Below are 17,661 nucleotides of genomic sequence, written 5' to 3'. Positions count from 1 at the left end.
AGCTTTACTTATTCATGAGCATTGTTGAAAACCGCAAGGCCCGGCACGATTATTTCATTGAAGACCGCTTTGAAGCCGGTCTTGTTCTGGAGGGATGGGAAGTAAAAGCCATCCGCGCCGGGCAAGTACAGCTAAAGGAAAGCTACGTCATTGTGCGCGATGGCGAGATTTTTGTTATTGGCATGCATATCAGCCCGCTGAAAACTGCTTCAACGCATATCCATCCCAACGCCACCCGAACCCGCAAGCTGCTATTAAAAGCGGAGGAAATCAATAAGCTGATTGGTAAAACCGAACAGCGAGGCTACACGCTGGTGCCTTTGAACCTGCATTATAAAAACGGTCGCATTAAGCTGGATATTGCGCTGGGGCGGGGTAAAAAGCACCACGACAAACGCGACACGGCTCGAGATAAAGACTGGGCACGCGAGAAAGAACGTTTAATGAAGCACGACACGCGTAATCGCGATTAACCTACATATCGGTATACACATCCAATTCCTGGCACTTTCGCGTCAAGGTATTGCGCCCGATACCCAAGCGCTGTGCCGCTTCAGCCTTACGGTCACGACAATGGCTTAACGCCGTTTTCAACAAAGCACTTTCGAACTCTCGTGTTAACGTCGCCATAATCGCAGGCTCATTGCGTTCCAGCTTGCTTCGGGCTGTTTTTACAAGCAAACTCACCCAATCGGCCTGATCGTCGCTTGTTGTAACCTGGGGTTGTATTTCACTAAGAGCCGACGGTTTACTCATCGCCGACTCGCTATTGTCATTTTGTCCAGCTGCAGACAACACTTCGGGTGGCAAATCTTTTATGTCAACCGTCTGCCCTGAAGACATCACCGTCAGCCAATGACAGAAATTCTCGAGTTGCCGGATATTTCCAGGGTAATCAAACGCCTTGAGCGTTTCCATTGCCGAATTCGTTAGACGCCTTGGCTTCACCCCAAGCGCGCGAGCGCTGTTTGCGAGAAATAACTCTGTTAGCGCGGGAATGTCTTCTTTACGCTCGCGCAACGGCGGCAACCTCAAACGAATCACATTCAGACGATGGAAAAGGTCTTCACGAAATTGCCCTTGCGCCACTCGTTGCTCCAGCGGCTGGTGAGTGGCGGCGACGATGCGTACATCGACTTTTATCGCCTGGGACCCCCCCACGCGATAAAAACTGCCTTCGGCCAACACGCGTAACAAGCGTGTTTGCAGCTCAAACGGCATATCGCCGATCTCATCAAGGAATAGCGTGCCGCCGTTAGCCTCTTCGAACCGCCCGCGGCGTTGCTGGGTGGCACCCGTAAATGCCCCTTTCTCATGGCCGAACAACTCCGCCTCTAGCAGGTCGCGGGGAATCGCCGCGGCATTGAGCGCCACAAACGGCCCTGAAGCCCGCGGACTATGCGTGTGCAAAGCGCGTGCTATCAATTCTTTTCCTGTGCCTGACTCACCGGTAATCAGCACGGTCGCCGGTGACACAGCCAAACGACCAATCGCGCGAAACACTTCCTGCATGGCAACCGATGCCGATTTCATCATGACCTGCGACGTCGTATCAGGCTCTGCGCGCTCGACGTGAGGCATGTTTGCTTCTGGACCCGGGGCATCGGAATGCAATGATACCGGCATGGCCCGCTGAATCAAGGCGACGGCGTCATTAATATCAAAAGGCTTTGCCAGATAATCGAAAGCGCCCTTCTTGAAGGCCGACACGGTGCTGCTCAGATCGGTATACGCCGTCATGACAATCACGGGCAAATCGGGATAACGCGCTTTGATTTCCTGTAATAAGGCCAATCCGTCCTTACCCGGCATGCGAACATCCGTGACCAAAACCGATGGCGCCTGATCAGTTAACGCATCCAGCATTTCATCGGCACTGGAAAACGCTTGCGCGGGGATGGCCTCGCGTGCCAACGCTTTTTCAAGCACCCAGCGAATGCTTTGATCATCATCAACTATCCAGACCGGTTTCATGACTGCTCCAACGGTAGAATGAGGCGAAATTCCGTATGCCCCGGACGGGAGTCAAACTCAATCACGCCACCATGCTGCTGTACAAACTCTTGAGCCAGGCTTAAGCCAAGGCCACTGCCGCTGGCGCGACCCGTTACCAGCGGATGAAAAATTTTTTCCCGTAACTCTGTTGCAATACCTGGCCCATTGTCGATCACCGACACAATGACGCCAAGCCGGACCGTTTGCCGCGCCAGGGTGAGTTGACGACCAATACGCGTGCGCAATGTCAGGCAAGGCGGCGCTTCAGGGTCTGGATTGCGTTGTTCGGTTAAAGCCTGTGCCGCGTTTCGCACAACATTCAAGAAGGCCTGTACCAGACGCGGCTGGTCTCCTTCAATATCCGGCACCGACGCGTCGTAGTCGCGCACGAACTCAATCTGATTGGCGTACTCCGCCTTCACCAGGGTGTAGACGCGCTCACACACTTCGTGGACATTGAATTGCGTCGTGGCCAAACCCTCACCTTGCGGCGCGATCAAACGATCAATCAGGGCACCAAGGCGATCCGCCTCGGCCACAATAACGCCGGTATATTCCTGCAGTGAAGAATCGCCCAGCTCGCTCTCAAGTAATTGAGCCGCTCCGCGAATCCCCCCCAAAGGATTCTTGACTTCATGGGCCAGGTTTCTAAGGGATTCTCGTTGGACGCTTAACTCACGGGTAAGCTGAAGCGTGCGATCGAGCGTATCGTGCTGATCAAAACCCCGAACCTCGAGCAAGGCCGCCCATGGCTGGTGATCAAGCGGAACCAAGGCCAAACCGACCGATATCGACTGGCCTCCCGGCGCCCGAATCGTGCTGTCTTGTCGCAAAATCCCGAACCGCCCTTGCAAGGCTTCCTGGAAACGCCCCTGCAAAATGGGATCAGGACCAAACAGCACGGCTACCGACAAGCTTTTAAGTTGCCTTCGGGACAGGCCGAACAGCTCCTCGGCGCTATTGTTGGCATGGACCACCTCCCCTTTGTCATCCAGCAACAACACGGCGGTGGCAAGCAAGTCGTAACTGTCGATCATGGCTCTGTCACGACTTGCCATTTCCTACCCCTTACAGGCTGTAGTACATGTCGAACTCAACTGGGTGAGACGTCATGCGCAACCGCGTAATTTCAGCCATCTTCAGATCGATATACGCGTCGATCATATCGTTGCTGAACACACCGCCACGTGTCAGGAACTCACGATCAGCATCCAGCGCAGCAACGGCTTCTTCAAGCGATGCACACACCGTTGGAATCTTTGCGTCTTCCTCGGGAGGCAGATCATAAAGGTTCTTGTCGGCCGGATCGCCGGGATGAATTTTGTTTTGTACACCATCGAGACCGGCCATCAGCAACGCGGAGAAAGCCAGGTATGGGTTCGCCAGAGGATCTGGGAAACGGGCTTCAACACGGCGTGCTTTCGGGCTACCCACGTAGGGAATACGGATGGAAGCCGAGCGGTTACGGGCCGAATAAGCCAACTTAACGGGCGCTTCAAAATGCGGTACCAAGCGCTTATACGAGTTGGTAGCCGGATTAGTTAAGGCGTTAAGTGCACGGGCATGTTTAATAATGCCGCCGATGTAATACAGGGCAAACTCAGAAAGCCCGGCATAACCGTTACCGGCAAACAGGTTTTGGCCGTCTTTCCAGACGGATTGGTGCACGTGCATACCGGAACCGTTATCACCCACTACCGGCTTAGGCATGAATGTCGCGGTTTTACCGTAAACATGGGCCACATTGTGTACCGTGTACTTCAGAATCTGATTCCAGTCAGCGCGCTGAACCAGCGTACTGAACTTGGTACCGATTTCACACTGACCCGGGCCGGCCACTTCGTGGTGGTGCACTTCAACCGGCACACCTTGCTGCTCCAGCAGCAAGCACATTTCGGAGCGCATATCGTGGAAGGAATCCACGGGGGGGACGGGAACATAACCGCCTTTCACGCTGGGGCGATGGCCCAGATTACCGCCCTCAAGTTCCATACCGCGCGACCAGGAGCCCTCTTCCGATTGGATTTTTACAAAGCAACCCGACGCGTCATCGTTCCAGGTAATGCCGTCGAAGATGAAAAACTCGGGTTCCGGCCCGAAATAAGCGGTGTCGCCCAAGCCACTGGATTTCAGGTAGGCTTCCGCGCGCTTGGCCAGCGAACGTGGGTCGCGATCATAGCCTTTGAGGTCGGAAGGCTCAACGACATCACAAGTCAGAATCAAGGTTGACTCTTCGCGGAAAGGATCCATCCGTGCCGACCCAGTATCGGGAACCAGCAACATATCAGACGCTTCGATGCCCTTCCAGCCGCTAATCGATGAGCCGTCGAAAGCCTGGCCTGACTCCAATTTTTCTTCATCAACAGTATGTGACGGCACGGTCATGTGATGCTCGCGACCAAGCGTATCGGTAAAGCGGAAGTCCACAAACGCGACTTCTTTGTCTTGCATCAATTTAATGACTTCTTCTGGGGTGGACATAAAAACTCCTGAGCAAAAAGCGTTCAACGAAACAAATACTACTGCTTGAAATAAAGCAATATCCGTGCCAACTTTTAACGCGCCAAAACAGATCACTTTTATAGTCGAATCGAATTAAACGGTGATCAAAACACGTCACGCGCGCCTCGTTTCGGTGCGAATGCACTATTATGGTGCGAATGATGGTGCAAACCAACGTGTTTTACATTTTGGTGCGACAAAGCCGGTTTTGGACATGCAAAAATACGTATTCCCACACCGCCTCAAGGAAGGAAACGGGCCAACACCTCATTCAAATATTGCCAACCGTGATCGGACGCACACAAACGCGAAGGATCCGGCCTTAATAGTCCTTGGTCCGTCAACTGCTGCAAGGTCTTTGAAACCTGAATCAGCGGCAAGCCGGTTCGATCCTCAAAATAATGCGCCGGCACCCCATGACGCAAGCGCAAGGCATTCAACATGAACTCAAATGGCAAATCGGCGCCATCAACCGGGCCGGACTGTGCCAGATGCGAACCGTTGCGCTTCACTGCGTTTTCCATCCAGGAAACCGGGTTTTTAAGGCGCGCCTGCCGGATAATGCCATGATGAAATGAGAGCTTTCCGTGGGCCCCTGGGCCCAAACCCAGATAATCACCAAACTCCCAGTAATTCACATTGTGAACACACCGGGCACCGGGTTTGGCATAAGCGGAAACCTCGTAGCGCTCATAACCTGCATCCTGCAAACGTTGCGCCACCGTCTCCTGCATGACCGCCGCGGCGTCATCATCAGGAATGGCCGGCGGATACTTGGCGAACACGGTGTTCGGCTCAAGGGTCAGGTTATAAAACGACAAATGCGACGTAGACCAGGCTACCGCCTGACGGATATCTTCCTCACATTGTGCAAAAGTTTGATTCGGCAAAGCAAACATCACGTCGAGGTTCACCCGGCCCACAGCGCGTTGAGCCAGTTCAATAGCGCGGCCCGCTTGCTCGGCTGTGTGAATACGCCCCAAGGCTTGAAGCGCCGCATTGTTGAAGCTTTGCACACCAAGAGAGATGCGGTTAATGCCGCTGCGCGCGTAATCATCGAATCGACCGGCTTCAACGGTACCGGGATTCGCTTCAATCGTAATTTCAGCATCGGGCAATAAATTCAAATGCGATCGAAATAATGACAACATGCGATCAATGGCACGGGCTGATAGCAAGCTGGGCGTGCCGCCGCCAATGAACACCGATATCACGGAACGCCCCCAAATATCCGGTAGCGACTGTTCCAGATCAGCTTGCAACGCCAGCAAATAGGCGTCTTCCGGCAAGTCTTCCTTAAGTTCATGAGAATTGAAATCACAATAAGGACACTTGCGCACACACCACGGCACATGCACATAAAGCGCCAAAGGCGGCAAGCTGGTAAGCGCAGTACTACCCTTATCAATGGCTTTAACCGGTGTTTGTACTCGACCAGCCGAGACCACACCCTCTTGCACAACCGGAATAATGCGACGCATACCCATTAAATTGAATGACCGCCAAGTTGCCCAACCAGTAACTGCAATGCCTGTGCGCGATGGCTATTCGCATTCTTTTCGCCCGGCTCCAGTTGCGCTACGGTTTTATTGAATTGGGGCACATAAAAATAAGGGTCATAGCCGAAACCGTTTGTTCCTATAGGTTCGGAAATGATTTCGCCGTGCCATTGCGCTTGCGCAATAACAGGCTGAGGATCGTTGACGGCACGCATGAAAACAAGCACCGCTACGTAATGCGCCCGGCGGTCTGTAACGCCCTTAAGCTGCTGCTGCAGGTAGAGGTTGTTCGCCTGATCCGACTTTTCCCCCCCATTCATTGCGGCGAAGCGTGCTGAATAAACACCAGGCGCACCATTCAACGCAGATACACACAGCCCCGAATCGTCGGCTAATGCCGGCAAGCCCGTAAATTCGCAAGCGTGGCGCGCCTTTGCCAGCGCATTTTCCACGAATGTAAGGTGAGGCTCGGGTGCTTCGGGCACACCCAATTCACCCTGCGGCACCAGTGTCCACCCTTTCGGTGCCAACAAAGAATCAAACTCGCGCAATTTTCCCGCGTTATTTGAAGCCAGAACAACTTTTCTCACGTTACCGCCCACTTTCACTCAGTTGCCAAATCCAGCGCCTGACGCTGATGCTTGACCAGTTCGGCGATTCCGGCCGTTGCCATATCGAGCAACCCGTTCAAGGCCGTGCGCCCAAACACCGCGCCCTCGGCCGTTCCCTGGACTTCCACAAAATGGCCCGAACCCGTCATCACCACATTCATATCGGCATCACAGTTGCTGTCTTCGTTGTAGTCAAGATCAAGCACCGGTTTGCCTTGAACCAAGCCGACAGATACCGCGGCAACATGATCCCGAATAGGGTTCTGCGTTAGCACTTCCTCACGCATCAACGTATGAACCGCCAACGCCGCCGCCACCCAGGCGCCTGTAATACTGGCACAACGCGTACCGCCGTCGGCTTGAATTACGTCGCAGTCAAGGTGCAGCGTACGCTCGCCCAGTGCTTCCAAATCAAACACGGCGCGCAGACTGCGCCCAATAAGGCGCTGAATTTCCTGAGTTCGCCCGCTTTGTTTGCCCCGTGCCGCCTCACGGTCGGAGCGGGTATGCGTGGAGCGCGGCAACATGCCGTATTCAGCCGTCACCCAGCCTTGCCCCTTGCCTTTCAAAAAAGGCGGGACCTTGTCGAGTACACTGGCATTGCAAAGCACATGCGTTTCACCCGCCTTGATTAACACTGATCCCTCGGCATAACGGGTATAGCCCGTTACCAAAGACATCGACCGTAATTGATTGGGTGTTCGCCCGGCAGATCGGGCATGCGTCATATCGGTCAAAACAATCCTTTCTATAGTTTGGCGAATGCATCAATGTTAATTCATAATGCCCCGCAAACTTTTGCAACCTCGTAACAGGGAATGGAATATTTATGACTATTCGCAGCATGACAGCCTACGGCACCGCCCGCGCAGAAGGCCCTGACGGCTTCGTGACGCTGGAAGTACGCAGTGTCAATAGCCGCTACCTGGACATCAATTTCCGTCTGCCCGACGAGTTACGTGTGGTGGAAACACACTTGCGGGAACAAATTGCCCGTACTTTGTCACGCGGCAAGGTCGAAATCCGGCTGTCCTATAGTCGCCAACGCACCGACCCTATGGATAAACTGGACCACGAGTACGTGAAAAAAGTGGCTGAACAGCTGCGTTTGGCACGCCAGGTTTTACCCGACACAGGGGCACCCTCTTTAACTGATTTAATTAAAGGCGCGTCGGGACAGGACACTGAAGAAACGGCCCCCGACTTCTGGGTCACGCTGGCACAACAAGCCTTACACCAGGCGCTGTCCGACATGCAGGCCAACCGCGAACGTGAAGGGACTCGTTTGGCCACCATGCTGCTGGAGTGCGCCGACCAGATTAATGAAATTGTGGAAAGTGTTGGCCATGTGTTGCCCCAGTTACTGGACGAACACCGCCAAAAGCTCACCGGCAAGCTGCGTGAAACGCTGGAAAATGCCAACCCCAACGGTTTCACCAATATTAGCGGCGAAGAACTTACCGCCCGTATCGCACAGGAAAGCGCACTGTTTTCTTTACGAATCGATGTTGCCGAAGAACTCACCCGCCTGCAATCACATTTAACGGAATTGCGTGAATTATTGGCCGGTGACGAATCCGAAGCACCGGCTAATAACGCCCGGCGAAATAAAGGCAGCACCGGGAAACGGCTGGACTTCCTATTTCAGGAAATGAACCGTGAAGCCAACACCCTGGGCTCGAAAGCGGCGGGCATTAGCGTTACGCGCGCGGCCATTGATTTGAAATTGCTTATTGAGCAAATGCGCGAGCAGGCCCAGAATATTGAGTGATGTAAATCGATGTCAACCTATATCAACATAACAAATAAAATCAATAGTTTATATAAAAAACAAACTCCATGGGTGTCTACTGATACCCACCAGAATCAAGTCTAAATCGGTGGGTATAATGGTGAGTATGATGTAATACCCACCAAGCCTGGTGGTGGGTACATTTGGAGGGGGTTATGGCAGAACTTACCAGCAAGGCCGTCAGCGCACGAATTAGGGGGGAGCCCGGACGGTTCGCCGATGGCAATGGCCTTTACCTTGTCGTTCCCAAAGTTGGTCGTGCGTACTGGATGTTGCGTTACACATCCAACGCAAAGCGCAAAGAAATGACTCTAGGCAAGGTGGACGACCTTTCGCTTGCAGATGCCCGAGTGGCGGCGGCTTTGCAGATGAAGCAACTCCGAGAGGGTCTTGACCCCCTCGTTGCAAAGAAGAGAGCCAGTTATGGCGAGATCAACTGCGTCGATGACCTTTTCAAGGACTGGCACGAAGGCAATAAAAAGCGCCTGAAGCACCACCACATCCCCTTCCGGGTCTACACAAAAGACATCGCCCCAGTCATTGGGCAAATACAACCAGCGGCTGTTACGGGGCGCGATATCAGGCAGATTCTGCGTAACATTACGGAAAGCGGCAGGCCAACGATTGCCAACGATGCGTTGCTGTACTGCAAGCAGATGTTTAACCACGCCATCAAACTAGACATCGTTTCCAGCAACCCTGCTTTTGCCTTTTCGGTAGACGATGCTGGCGGTATAGAAAAAAGCAGAGATAGAGCCCTGAGCTTCGAAGAGCTTACATTTGCGTTCAAGAAGTTCAGAGAAGAAGCAACTAGCTTTACCCGGGAAAACTACTTGGCCTGTGGGCTTTTAGTCTTGTTGGGCGTCAGAAAAGGCGAGCTAACGGAAGCAAAGTGGAGCGAATTCGACCTGAACGAAAAGGTTTGGTACCTGCCCAAAGAACGAAGCAAGTCGGGTATTGCCATTGACATCCCATTACCTGACTTAGCCATTCAGTGGCTAAACGAGCTTAAAGTGCGTGCATTTGGGTCTGACTATGTTTTCCCAAATAGGCGGTCGAGCAAAATGCCACACATGGGTAAAGACACACTGAATCGGGCGATATGCAAACTGTTTGGTAGGGACCCTGGCAAAGATGTGCAACCTGAAAACAAAATGGAAGATCTGGCGCATTTCACCGTTCACGACTTACGACGCACCTGCCGGAGCTTGTTAGCTTCGCTAGGCGTTCCTGGGCACGTGGCAGAGCGGTGCTTGAACCATAAACTCAAAGGTGTAGAGGGCATTTACAATCGTCATGACTACTTCAATGAACGAAGGGAAGCTTTGGAGCTGCTTGCCAAGAAGCTCGCACCAATGATGTCAGGTTAGCCTAGGCAGGGATCGACCCGTTTTCCTCGTTAGGAATTTTCTGCCGACGATTAATTTGTTGCTCATATAACGCTAAAATACTGTTTCTATACACAGTAAAAATATGGGCAAACCCGTTCCAGTAAATCAAATGCCGGTAACTGTCTGGGGCATACCCAGCACAGTGCAATGCGGCTTTCCTAGCCCTGCTCAGGACCATGCCCAGAAACGGCTTGATCTAAATGATCTGTTGGTCAAGCAGCCCGACGCCACGTTCTTCATGCGCGTGCGTGGCGACTCCATGCGCGACGCTGGCATTCAAGACGGGGATTACGTCTTCGTGGATCGGTCAGTCACACCGGCTCATGGACGTATTGTGGTGGCGGTAGTTGATGGGGAATACACCGTCAAACGCCTTTACAAGTGCAAAGGCGTGGTTCGGCTGGACTGCGCCAACCCTACGTTTGCCAACATTGAGCTTAAGGACGGGCAAGAGCTGTATGTCTGGAGAGTAGTGACATGGACGTTTCGACCACACACCAGCAGCGTATCGCCCTGATCGACGGCAACAGCTTTTACTGCTCCTGCGAGCGCGTGATGCGCCCAAGCCTCGAAGGCAAACCCCTGGTGGGACTCAGCAACAACGATCTTATGGATCAAGTTTGTTAGTAGCATGCGTCATGCTTTTCCGACTCTTGATATCGGGGTTCATCGTCTCTTGTGGGCGAGTAGCAGGTCAAGGTCTAGGGGGTAAAAGGAGCGCAATGAAATCAATGACTGCATACTCGGTCTGGTATTCGTCCCACAGCAGCATGAGGGTCACGCCTTTTCGCTGCAACTCCTGCTAGATTCGACCGTAGTCTGGCAGCACGTAGTCCGACCGCTTGACCGGCTTGCTCAGCAAACGGTGTTCTAGTTGCGTTTCGTCAAGGTCACGGATCGACGCCCAGTCCAGTCCAGTCCAGCCCCGCCGCGCCGGCCAGGCCGATGTATTTGGCAACGACCCCTTTGGATATGTGCAAGGCCGTAGCAATGTGTTCACGCGACAACCTTGCCTGCAATTTGAGGCACAGTACATTTTTAATCTTACGCATAGTCATCCTTTGCGCGGGCATTGGCTTCTCCGTGGAAACCGGCAAGCGTACCCGCTTTAAGTTCGTTCTATGCGCAACACCGTCACGCCGCTGTAGGATGCCGTCACGGCATCGTGACAGGCCATTTCGCTATCGTGACCGCCCATTTCGGTCAAAGGCAAAAATCGGTCACGTTCAGCCGAAATGGGCGGTCACGTTGGAGCGAAACCGTCGGTCACGTTCGGCCGAAATCAGTGGTCACGTTGCTCCGAAATACCCAGTCGCTGTATCGGTTCTTCTTCATGTGCCTCTCTCCGTCCAAGAGACCATTATCTCAAGTTACCGTAGATCGAAAAAGCCGGGACAGGCCACATCAACTAACCCGTCATAAAACAAAATGGCCTAAGTGCTGCAAAACGTCGGATCAACGTGGGGATTTCCCTAGGTGCCTACCTATAAGACTAGCGGATACAAACCTCTTCACTTAAAATGATACTAATGTCCACCTAATGGACATTTTGAAAATGACGGTATTGTGCGTCAATAAATAACCTGGAGTAGACAAATGAAGAAATTGAAGATTCTTGCCACGGCAACGCTCTTTACAGTCGCTTGCGCTCAAGCTTCAGCAACTGTAAAGGTTGGTTTCATGCTTCCGTACAGTGGCGCTTACGGAACAATCGGACAAACGATCGAAAATGCCTTCAAGCTTTATGTTGAAGAGCAAGGTGGAAAACTGGCAGGTCAAGATATCCAGTACTTTCGGGTCGATGACGAATCCAATCCATCAAAAGGTCCTGACAATGCAAATAGACTCATTAAACGAGACCAAGTTGATGTGCTGGTCGGGTCGGTGCACTCAGGCGTAGCAATGGCCTTAGCAAAGGCTGCTAAGGATGCGGGTGTAACACTAATTATTCCTAATGCAGGTGCTGATGCGATTACTGGCCCACTGTGCAGCAAAGGTGTATTCCGAACATCATTTTCAAATTGGCAACCAGGCTACGCGATGGGACCGGTCGCTATCGATAAGGGTTACAAGACTGCCGTCACAATCACTTGGAACTACGCTGCCGGCCAAGAATCGACCGATGGATTCAAAGAGGCTTTTGAAGAGAAAGGCGGAAAAGTAATCAGACACCTGACTGTACCCTTCCCTACCGTTGAGTTCCAGCCTCTATTGACGGAAATTGCGTCAATTAAGCCTGACGTTGTTTATGCCTTCTTTGCGGGTAGTGGCGCAGTCAAATTTGTACAAGATTATGCCGGCGCAAACCTAGCTGCCAATATTCCACTATTAGGTAGCGGCTTCTTAACCGACGGTACTCTCGAAGCCCAAGGTGCTTCAGCTGATGGCCTTTTAACAACGCTTCATTACGCCGACAACTTAAACACTCCACGTGACAATGCTTTCCGCGCTAGTTTCTCGAAGCGCTATCCATCCAATCCGATTGACGTATACGCGATGCAAGGTTACGACGCGGCGCAGTTACTTGACGCAGGCCTGAAAGCAGTTGGTGGCGACATTAAGAAACGCGACCAAATGCATGAAGCTATGAGCAACGCCGTGGTCGACAGCCCCCGAGGTCAATTCAAGTTGTCCGCTGCAGGCAATCCGATCCAAGATATTTATCTTCGCCAAGTAAAGAATGGCAAAAATGAAATCGTTAAAGTTGCTGTAGAGAAACTTGCCGACCCAGCACGGGGCTGCAAACTCTAATTTGTCTCGCCTCTTTTTTGACAATGATCAATTTATCGTCAAGAAAGAGGCACAAATCTTTAGAAAAGGAACGGTTGTGGACGTGACCACTTACCTTATTCAGTGCCTGAACGCTGTCCAATATGGATTACTGCTATTTTTAGTAGCCAGTGGACTGACACTTATCTTCGGCATCATGGGCATTATTAACCTGGCACATGGTAGTTTCTACATGATCGGTGCCTATATGGCCTTTGCTCTCCAGCCTTTGGTGGCGCAGTACCTGGGAGGGGGCTTCATTACTACTGTTCTGGTCTGCATTGTTCTGGCTGCCCTACTCGGCTATTTTCTTGAGTGGGCCTTCTACAGCTATCTGTACACACGCGACCACCTTCAACAGGTCCTTATGACCTATGGGCTGATTTTGGTTTTTGAGGAACTACGCAGCATTATCATCGACAACGATGTACACGGCGTATCGGCCCCAGAATGGCTCAGCGGTTCTATTCAACTTGGCGATCTCATGACATACCCAACTTACCGACTTTTCATATCGGCGGTTTGCATCATTGTTGCTGTCTTCATGTATTGGCTACTGTCACGCACCCGACTAGGCATGATGATCCGAGCCGGCGCCAGCAATCGGGAAATGATCAACTCACTGGGCATCGATATCAATCAACTGTTTCGTGTCGTATTTGCACTTGGCGTTGCTTTGGCTGCACTAGCGGGGGCAATTGCAGCACCAGTTTCATCGGTGTATCCAGGCATGGGGAATGCCGTCATCATTATCTGCTTTGTCGTCGTGGTCATCGGTGGCATCGGCTCGATTAAGGGTGCCTTTATCGCCGCAATGTTGATTGGATTTGTCGACACTTTCGGTCAAATTCTATTTCCTCAGGTCGCCGGAGTTCTCGTCTACATAATGATGGCAACCATTCTCCTCTTCAAGCCTGAAGGGCTATTTAAACAAGGCTGATGCGAAATGAATTCAAAATCTCGCACTCTTTTGATGCTAACACTGGTTATTGTTATCGCCTTTTTACCAATGATAACAACCGCCTACTACACGACGTTGATCATCAAAGTCATGATCTACAGTATTTTTGCACTGAGCCTTCAATTACTGGTTGGATGCACAGGTTTGATCAGCCTAGGACACGCCGCTTTTTTTGGAGTTTCTGCTTACGCAGTCACGCTACTGTCGCCCGAATTCGCGGCTGGCAACCTTTTATGGCTTGTGCCTGTAGCGGTGATATCTGCCATGGTTTACGCCTTAATCACAGGTCCTTTAGCCCTGAAAACCAAAGGGGTGTACTTCATCATGGTCACGCTAGCATTTGCGCAAATGGCCTACTACGTCTTTCACGACACCAAACTCGGGGGTGGTACTGACGGCATTTATCTGAATACGCGCCCAGAATTACGAATCGGAGACGCTGTTCTTCTCGACATCAGTAGCAATTACTCGTTTTATGTCTTTACCCTCGGATGCCTGATATTTACTTGGGGTTTTCTGACCATCCTCATGCGTTCACGGTTCGGAGCGGCGCTAACAGGTATACACGTCAACGAACAGCGTATGCGAGCTGTCGGGTATTCGACCTTTGGTTACAAGCTCACCGCTTACATCGTAGCGGCAGGATTTGGCGGCCTTGCAGGAGTGCTGTACGCGATTAAGGACGGCTACGTCAATCCGGAATTGCTGAGCTGGGAGCAATCGGGCATTGTTCTATTCATGGTCATTCTGGGGGGGACCAGTCGACTATGGGGTGCGATGATCGGAGCAGCTGGCCTCATTTTTCTGCAAGAACTCTTCCAATCAGAAGCAATTTTTGGCGCGTTTGCCGTCCACTGGCACCTAACTTTTGGTCTCACCGTGATCGCGCTGGTGGCACTTATGCCGACAGGTTTGATCGGTCTGCCGAAACAGCTCAGTAAAAGACGTGGCAAAAAAAAACCATCACCAACAGTACGCTCAGCAACAGTACATTAAGGTCTAGGCATGTCTCAAACACTTTTATCAGCAAAAAACATAACACGACGCTTCGGAGGCTTAATCGCCATTAACAACGCATCACTCAACCTAAATCAGGGTGCTGTCCATGCAGTGATCGGTACGAACGGTGCGGGAAAGTCCACACTTGTCAGTGTGCTATCAGGTGAAATCCCACCCAACGAGGGTCAAATTAAGATGTTGGATAAAGACATAACAGACTGGTCACAACCAGATCGAGCTCAAGCAGGCCTCGGACGAAGCTATCAACGCACAACAATCTTCCCCTCCTTATCAGTCCACGAAAACTGTCGAATTTCCGCGCAATCCAAGCACCAGAAATTCTGGAATTGGGGCACACCACATACAAAATGTGACTTTACTAATGAAGCTGCCAGTCACGCACTGGAGCTCGCGGGTTTATCACAGTTTGCCCATCGCAAAGCTGGCCTTCTTTCTCATGGTGGAAAACGCCAACTCGAAATCGCGATGTGTCTCGCCACTCGACCCAAAGTGCTCCTACTCGATGAGCCACTCGCTGGCATGGGGGCAGAAGAAACCGATCGCATGCTTGGCCTATTAAACGACCTAAAGAAAGAACATGCTGTCTTACTAGTCGAACATGACATGGATGCTGTTTTTCGCATTTCCGACGAAATCACCGTTATGGTGAACGGATGCGTAATCGCTCATGGTGAACCTGAGGAAATCCGCAATAACCCCGATGTGCAAACAGCTTACTTGGGGGATGAAGCATGAGCAGTTTGATCGAAGCAAAAAGTCTAAACACCCACTACGGTGAGAGCCATATTCTGTTTGATGTCAATTTTAAAATTAATCCTGGTGAATCTGTTGGTCTACTAGGTCGAAACGGCATGGGAAAGAGCACATTGATCAGAACTCTTATGGGACATGTACGACCTAGCTCTGGACAAATCAAAATCCGAGGTGATGACCACACACGCTCAGCACCTCATCAAGTATCACGCCTCGGCGTAGCTTATGTACCCGAAGGCAGAGGTATTTTTCCAAACCTAAATGTTCGCGAAAACCTACTGGTCGCAGCTCGTCCCGGAGTTAACGAACGCAACGACTGGAGCTACGATCGTGTTCTAGAGACATTTCCAAGGCTTACAGAGCGGCTTGGGCACGGTGGACAACAGCTGTCGGGGGGTGAACAGCAGATGCTAGCGATTGGTCGTGCCTTAATGACGAACCCGGACGTGTTAATCCTTGATGAAGCAACAGAGGGACTAGCGCCCCTCATTATCGCCGAGATATGGCGCATTATCGGCACGATTCGTGAAACTGGCGTAGCCACCCTGATCGTTGATCGGAATTATCGCAAGGTACTGGCCAACACGGACCGCTGCGTTGTCCTTGAGAAAGGTGTGGTTGTCCATGAAAAACAGAGTGCAGCCCTAATTCAACAACCTGAATTGTTAACTCAATATCTAGGCGTTTGAAATACCTCCAAAAGCATACAGAGCCCGAGATGCTCACCTTTCTATTCAACTCAATTCGCTCTTAAGCCTAGTTTCTCAACTAAACCTTTAAATGTAATGAATCAATTATCAGTAACTGTTGTCAATAAAATCTTTGAAGCCGTTGATATCATCAGCCTTGAATTAGCCGAAGTAGACGGAAAACAACTACCATACTTCACCGCGGGTGCGCATATAGACGTACACCTGCCTGGTGGAATCGTTAGGCAGTATTCACTGCTGAACGATTCCACCGAAAGTCACCGCTATGTAATCGCTGTACTGAAAGATGCCGAGTCAAGAGGGGGCTCAGTCGCTATCCATAAAAAAATCAAAGTGGGCGACGTACTAAGAATTAGCACGCCGAAAAATCACTTTCCGCTCATTAGTGCAAATCAAAGCTTGCTGTTAGCTGGTGGTATTGGTGTAACCCCGATTTTGAGTATGGCACACCAACTGAATCGCACCAATGCTGCTTTCAGAATGCACTACTGTACTCGGTCACGTGAACGTACTGCATTCCTGGACACGATTCAATCATCAGAGTTTTCAGACCGCGTTCATTTCCACTTCGACGACGGTGATGATGCTCAGAAACTTGATCTCAAAACATTAATGGCTAAACCTTCGCCAACAACTCATCTTTATGTGTGCGGCCCAAAAGGATTTATCGACTATGTCGTCGACTCAGCCAAAGAAGCCGGGTGGTCGAGTGACCAAATCCATTTTGAATACTTCGGAGCAGGGGAAATCGATACCAGCGGCGACAAAGTCTTCAAGGTAAAAATCGCTAGTTCGGGAACTATTCTTGATGTCGCACCGGGTAAGTCAATTACAAGGGTGCTGGAAGAGAATGACGTATTCATACCCGTGTCTTGTGAGGAGGGCGTTTGCGGAACTTGTCTTACTCGCGTTATCGAAGGTGAACCTGATCACCGTGATTTATACCTGACGGATGCAGAGAAAACAGCTAACAACCAGATTCTGCCCTGCTGCTCTAGAGCTAAGTCAGCAATGCTTACGCTTGATCTGTAGGTCGTCAACCATTCCTCAAATGGCACAAAGCAAGCCCTTCTCTTCCGGGAATTATAAGCTCCACCTAACAAAAATGCGGCCCAGTCGTTCGTCGCGATGGCACAGCGATCGAATGCTGGGGTCCAGGCCATGAACCAGAACAATGGACTCAAGCAAAAGCACCACTGTACAAATATAGTTAGACCTGCTCAGATTTCAAATATGTAGGATGTTGGCCTCACCAGCACCCCCAAAAAATGTCTTGTTGCAGTCGGATCTCATTGTAGTGGCGACATCGGTCTTCGATGATGACCCGGGCTTCCAAGCGATTGCGGAACCATTCCATCGACAGGCATTCGTCGCGGAATTTTCCGTTAAAGCTCTCGTTGGTGCCGTTCTGCCATGGCTTGCCCGGTTCGATCAGAACCGTTTCGAGTTTTTCATCCACGGCCCATTGCAACAGCTGCGTGCTCACAAACTCCGGACCGTAGTACCTTCTGAGTAAGTCTTTAAAAGTCAGTCGCTTTTCGTCAATACTGTCGAGACCGACTAACAACACTGAAGGACAGGTGAATCAAACCGGGTTTTGAGGAGGCTTCATTTCCTGAGAGAATGAAGCTATGAAGAAACAAAATACCTTTTCGCCT

17 protein-coding genes and 1 pseudogene are annotated in these 17,661 nt (G+C 51.2%); 10 read left to right on the top strand and 8 right to left on the bottom strand.

The genetic code is table 11. The annotated features are described in order from the left end of the window. The first annotated feature begins 14 nt into the window (after positions 1 to 14). Positions 15 to 473 (top strand): SsrA-binding protein SmpB, encoded by a 459-nt coding sequence (smpB, locus tag CJO09_RS12200; RefSeq protein WP_114421626.1) that lies wholly within the window; start codon positions 15 to 17, stop codon positions 471 to 473. A gap of 1 nt (position 474) precedes the next feature. Here the strand turns inward: smpB and ntrC are convergent, their stop codons facing one another. The 6 genes from ntrC to rph form a co-directional block, all read right to left on the bottom strand. Beyond that, positions 475 to 1,974 carry a nitrogen regulation protein NR(I) gene (gene ntrC / locus CJO09_RS12195; RefSeq protein ID WP_119442593.1) on the bottom strand — a complete coding sequence of 500 codons (1,500 nt, stop codon included), beginning with the start codon at positions 1,972 to 1,974 and terminating at the stop codon, positions 475 to 477. Beyond that, positions 1,971 to 3,053: a nitrogen regulation protein NR(II) gene (gene glnL, locus CJO09_RS12190; protein ID WP_245961326.1), complete on the bottom strand. Its 1,083-nt coding sequence runs from the start codon at positions 3,051 to 3,053 to the stop codon at positions 1,971 to 1,973. The genes ntrC and glnL overlap by 4 nt, the downstream gene beginning before the upstream one ends. Before the next feature lie 10 nt (positions 3,054 to 3,063). Then, on the bottom strand, positions 3,064 to 4,476 hold the full coding sequence (gene glnA / locus CJO09_RS12185) for a type I glutamate--ammonia ligase (protein WP_119442592.1): 1,413 nt from the start codon (positions 4,474 to 4,476) through the stop codon (positions 3,064 to 3,066). Between the two features lie 263 nt (positions 4,477 to 4,739). Next, positions 4,740 to 5,978, bottom strand: coding sequence for a radical SAM family heme chaperone HemW (gene hemW / locus CJO09_RS12180; protein WP_119442736.1), 1,239 nt, complete (start codon positions 5,976 to 5,978; stop codon positions 4,740 to 4,742). A gap of 5 nt (positions 5,979 to 5,983) precedes the next feature. After that, the gene (gene rdgB, locus CJO09_RS12175) at positions 5,984 to 6,586 is read right to left on the bottom strand and encodes an RdgB/HAM1 family non-canonical purine NTP pyrophosphatase (protein ID WP_245961325.1); all 603 of its coding nucleotides are present in this window, start codon (positions 6,584 to 6,586) and stop codon (positions 5,984 to 5,986) included. A 14-nt stretch (positions 6,587 to 6,600) separates the two neighbouring features. After that, the gene (gene rph, locus CJO09_RS12170) at positions 6,601 to 7,335 is read right to left on the bottom strand and encodes a ribonuclease PH (protein WP_119442590.1); all 735 of its coding nucleotides are present in this window, start codon (positions 7,333 to 7,335) and stop codon (positions 6,601 to 6,603) included. Between the two features lie 101 nt (positions 7,336 to 7,436). On the opposite strand from rph, the gene CJO09_RS12165 reads away from it, so the two are divergent. From CJO09_RS12165 to CJO09_RS12155, 3 genes are all read left to right on the top strand, one after another. Next, positions 7,437 to 8,378 (top strand): YicC/YloC family endoribonuclease, encoded by a 942-nt coding sequence (locus CJO09_RS12165; RefSeq protein ID WP_119442589.1) that lies wholly within the window; start codon positions 7,437 to 7,439, stop codon positions 8,376 to 8,378. A 176-nt stretch (positions 8,379 to 8,554) separates the two neighbouring features. After that, positions 8,555 to 9,769 (top strand): tyrosine-type recombinase/integrase, encoded by a 1,215-nt coding sequence (locus CJO09_RS12160; RefSeq protein WP_119442588.1) that lies wholly within the window; start codon positions 8,555 to 8,557, stop codon positions 9,767 to 9,769. 130 nt (positions 9,770 to 9,899) lie between these two features. After that, positions 9,900 to 10,307, top strand: coding sequence for a LexA family protein (locus CJO09_RS12155; protein ID WP_245961324.1), 408 nt, complete (start codon positions 9,900 to 9,902; stop codon positions 10,305 to 10,307). Between the two features lie 373 nt (positions 10,308 to 10,680). Here the strand turns inward: CJO09_RS12155 and CJO09_RS15610 are convergent, their stop codons facing one another. Further along, the gene (locus tag CJO09_RS15610; RefSeq protein ID WP_158582755.1) at positions 10,681 to 10,842 is read right to left on the bottom strand and encodes a hypothetical protein; all 162 of its coding nucleotides are present in this window, start codon (positions 10,840 to 10,842) and stop codon (positions 10,681 to 10,683) included. A gap of 544 nt (positions 10,843 to 11,386) precedes the next feature. Between CJO09_RS15610 and CJO09_RS12145 the strand changes: the two genes are divergently transcribed. The 6 genes from CJO09_RS12145 to CJO09_RS12120 all read left to right on the top strand — a co-directional run bounded on the left by CJO09_RS12145 (position 11,387) and on the right by CJO09_RS12120 (position 17,035). Beyond that, a complete protein-coding gene (locus CJO09_RS12145; RefSeq protein WP_119442585.1) occupies positions 11,387 to 12,541 on the top strand; it encodes an ABC transporter substrate-binding protein in 1,155 nt (384 codons plus the stop codon). Between the two features lie 76 nt (positions 12,542 to 12,617). After that, the gene (locus CJO09_RS12140) at positions 12,618 to 13,499 is read left to right on the top strand and encodes a branched-chain amino acid ABC transporter permease (RefSeq protein ID WP_119442735.1); all 882 of its coding nucleotides are present in this window, start codon (positions 12,618 to 12,620) and stop codon (positions 13,497 to 13,499) included. 6 nt (positions 13,500 to 13,505) lie between these two features. After that, a complete protein-coding gene (locus CJO09_RS12135; RefSeq protein WP_179950537.1) occupies positions 13,506 to 14,516 on the top strand; it encodes a branched-chain amino acid ABC transporter permease in 1,011 nt (336 codons plus the stop codon). Positions 14,517 to 14,525: 9 nt separating this feature from the next. Then, the gene (locus CJO09_RS12130) at positions 14,526 to 15,275 is read left to right on the top strand and encodes an ABC transporter ATP-binding protein (protein ID WP_119442584.1); all 750 of its coding nucleotides are present in this window, start codon (positions 14,526 to 14,528) and stop codon (positions 15,273 to 15,275) included. Continuing rightward, on the top strand, positions 15,272 to 15,982 hold the full coding sequence (locus CJO09_RS12125) for an ABC transporter ATP-binding protein (RefSeq protein WP_119442583.1): 711 nt from the start codon (positions 15,272 to 15,274) through the stop codon (positions 15,980 to 15,982). The genes CJO09_RS12130 and CJO09_RS12125 overlap by 4 nt, the downstream gene beginning before the upstream one ends. A 96-nt stretch (positions 15,983 to 16,078) precedes the next feature. Then, a complete protein-coding gene (locus CJO09_RS12120) occupies positions 16,079 to 17,035 on the top strand; it encodes a PDR/VanB family oxidoreductase (protein WP_119442582.1) in 957 nt (318 codons plus the stop codon). A 250-nt stretch (positions 17,036 to 17,285) separates the two neighbouring features. On the opposite strand, the pseudogene CJO09_RS12115 reads toward CJO09_RS12120, so the two are convergent. Further along, positions 17,286 to 17,516, bottom strand: a pseudogene (locus CJO09_RS12115) (integrase core domain-containing protein); the annotation flags it as partial. Positions 17,517 to 17,661: the final 145 nt, after the last annotated feature.

Source organism: Neopusillimonas maritima (assembly GCF_003576595.1).
Lineage (GTDB): Bacteria > Pseudomonadota > Gammaproteobacteria > Burkholderiales > Burkholderiaceae_B > Neopusillimonas > Neopusillimonas maritima.
This window is presented reverse-complemented; position numbering and strand designations above follow the sequence as displayed.